This window comes from Neobacillus drentensis, assembly GCF_036962765.1.
GTDB lineage: Bacteria > Bacillota > Bacilli > Bacillales > Cytobacillaceae > Neobacillus > Neobacillus drentensis_C.
The window spans coordinates 1-3,210 of sequence record NZ_JBALOS010000421.1 but is presented as its reverse complement, the minus strand read 5'-3'; the positions used below and the strand labels follow the sequence as shown (position 1 = coordinate 3,210).

2 protein-coding genes are annotated in these 3,210 nt (G+C 34.4%); both read right to left on the bottom strand.

The genetic code is table 11. From position 1 onward, the window contains the following. Nucleotides 1-257 precede the first annotated feature (257 nt). Entirely contained in the window at nucleotides 258-749 is a 492-nt protein-coding gene (locus V7137_RS30300) for a hypothetical protein (RefSeq protein WP_335701503.1), read from the bottom strand. 22 nt (nucleotides 750-771) lie between these two features. Next, nucleotides 772-3,210, bottom strand: a 2,439-nt coding sequence (locus V7137_RS30295) for a DUF3289 family protein (RefSeq protein WP_335701502.1), incomplete at its 5' end; no start/stop codon positions are given.

The window sequence follows — 3,210 nt, the reverse complement described above, 5'->3', positions numbered from 1 at the left end:
TAAGTGTTGTTCCAGAATCCAGTACAATACAAAAAGACGCCTTCTTATTCAAGAAAAGCGCCCTTTAACGGAACGAAGAAAAAATTATATTAGCTGGTATTATGGAATATTAAAGTTTTAATAGAGTATGGAAACGATTTGAGTAATGAGGGCAACTATGGAAAATATTCATAGTGATCCCTAGTCTATCATGTAGTGTTCCTGTTGTAGTTTCTAACAATTTCCATTTCATTATTTTTTAGTGTATGGATAGTGTATCACTCAACAAGCTGATCCTCAATAAAACGCATCCTCTTAATTACCTTTCCTTCCTTACTTTTATCATAAACATTGTATTCTTTTTGTGGTTCAGCATCTGACCAAATGATCGATGCAATGAGATCATGTTTATGATGTTCCATCCGATCCGTATTCATGTAACTGTCATCAGGCTGCCAGTCTCTTGGCAAATCGTCACTTTCCCTATAGAAGGACATATAAAAAATCCTATTTTTTCCTTCTATTACTTTCATTTCACCTTCAACTGGATGATTCTTACTGTATTTTTTAACTAATTCTTTCAAATCTTTTAAATCTTTTGGTGGATTCAGAATCATGTAATGCTTTCTAAGAGTTACCACTTCTTCATCCTTTTTACCAACGATTTGTTCTGTATTGGCAATTTCGAAAATCTTTGTTTCCCCGCTTGATTCCTCATTCTTTGTACATCCAATTAAGTATAATGGAATGAAGAATATACTAATAATCAAAACTAGAATTTTTAAATTAACTTTAATTGCTCAATTCCCCCTCGAATGGGATATCCATTTCCATTAAAGTAACAAAGGGTTTATATTCCCCATCATAATCTTCATAATGCTGTAAGACAAACCAAGAACGAAATCCTGCTAAGTTGACATACATTTTCTCCACATCTGGCTGATCTAGCCCAAAATGATCATATAAACGAACATGCATGACACCTTCAAAGTGATTGTTCTCTACTGAAAAATCTTTTACGGATATCGTATTCCCCCACGTATCATTTACTGTAATGGTAAGTCCGCCTATTCTATCACTCCAGCTGCTAAACGTCGGGTAAGAAGCATTATCCTGCATATTTTGATAAAATGTATTAGTTGCTTTTGTACTTTCATCAAACCGAAGTGCTCCCAAATTTCCTCCATTTTTCTTTAGCTCATCAACTAAAGCATTTTTGACAAATTCAACATAGTCTTTTGTTGTCTCATGCTCACTCGCTTTTTTAGTTAAAGTCTGATTACTATACGCTGTACCAGTTCCCTCCTCAAAATGATCAATCATATCTAAAACAACATCTTCCATTTCTCCCGTAGAAAATAAGCTTGTGGACATTGTCTCGAACTCATCAAAGAGAATACCTGGGAAATATGATTCTAGTAATTGAAGATGGAACATCCAGCTAATGTCAGTCATTTCATCTCCTGTATAATCATTTGTTGTCATATCATTCGCTACATTTCCATTTTCATCATAACCTTCTGGTCGATCTGATTGAAAAATGACTAAATTGGATAAATTAGCGTACAACGGTTTTGAATCCTCATTATCAAAAATTCCATCTCCATCACTATCTTTTTGGTCTGGTAAACTGGTTGGAAAGAAACCTTCAAAATGAATCGTAATTCCAAAAATCTCAAACGTGAATGTTCTGAATGGACCCATTTCTTGCCCATCGGTTAATCCATCTTCGTCACTATCTTTCATATCAGGATTAGTGTAGATTATACCGTATGGTGTTTTCATTCCTTCCGTTTCATAGGTATCGTATAAGCCATCCCCATCTGAATCTATCTCTTCGCCACCTGAACCATCGCTTTTTACCCCAAGCTTCTTTGAGGAGTCAGTTTCCTTACTCCAAAGCTCCAGCCATTTTTTCTTATCAACAATCATAAATTCACTAAGCTGAGTAGTTTCCACACTTATTGTATTCTTACTTGTATCTAACACAGCGTTAAGGCTTTCAAACATTTCCTCATCTTCATTATACCAAATGATGCCTAAATCATGTTCCGATGTGTCTCCAAGCTGTGCTTCATCATAAGTAAACTTAAGGCTTGCTTTATCAAATTCTGATTGAGTATTGATCCCTACCGGAAAACCAATCAGACCGTATAAATTAGCTGTTTTAATATTGCCTTTGTTTGCTGTAATTCTAGTCGTTTTATTTATATTATCCGTTGCACTAAAACTAACTTCTACACTAGTAATTTCTGATTGATCAGGCTGATTCAATGATTTACGAATAGATTGTTTATGGTGTTCTTGTGAATCCGTGATCTCGTCATTATCACTGTCTGCAGTATTCGGATTTGTCTTTAAAGCAAATTCATCTCCATCACTTAATCCATCGCTATCTGTATCATCCTTATTAGGTAATGAATCAAACTGTTGTACTTCAAATCCGTCAGTTAAGCTATCTTGGTCGGAATCTTTCTTCATTAAAGCTGTTTGATAAACCTGCTCGTCTTTATTATTCAGGCCGTCTCCATCGCTATCTTCATCTGCGTCACTTATGCCATTATGATCTGTATCATATTTTGTTGGGGAAATAGATGATTTAATCTCATATTCAATATTGTCCTTTAAACCATCCCCATCTGTATCCATTTTAAATGGATTCATTCCCTCTTGGAATTCTATTCCATCTGTTATCGTGTCACCGTCCGTGTCAGAGGTAGATTCAAAGAATTCTGTGTTTAATGGATAGCCTGCTTTTTCAAGTCCGAATAACACTTGTTTATATGCATTTTGATAGGACTTTGATGCAGGGATACCTAGATCTTTTTCTAGAAACTCATTACCTTTTTCAGACATTTTCACAGCGTTATCCAAATGAGCTTTTATTTTATTTCCATTTTGATCCGATTGATCATAGATATCTTTTAAGATGCCGATAGCATTTTTATTGACAATTTTATCCGATAAATAAAAATTAAAGAGTATATCTGCAAGTAATACTTCAGTTGGTTTATTAAAATCGTTATTTGATGCATAGCCCCCTAGATATATTGTTAATTTATGTTTGATATTCAAGAGCAGATCACTTTTTAGAACTACCTCTTTTATATACTCCTCTTGAACTGCTTGTTCATATTGGTTAATCAATTGTTCAAACATTTCAAGTTCATTCATATCTGTTTTCTTAAAGTCTCCGGTCTTATCAAATTCCACAATCAGATTATCTAGTGT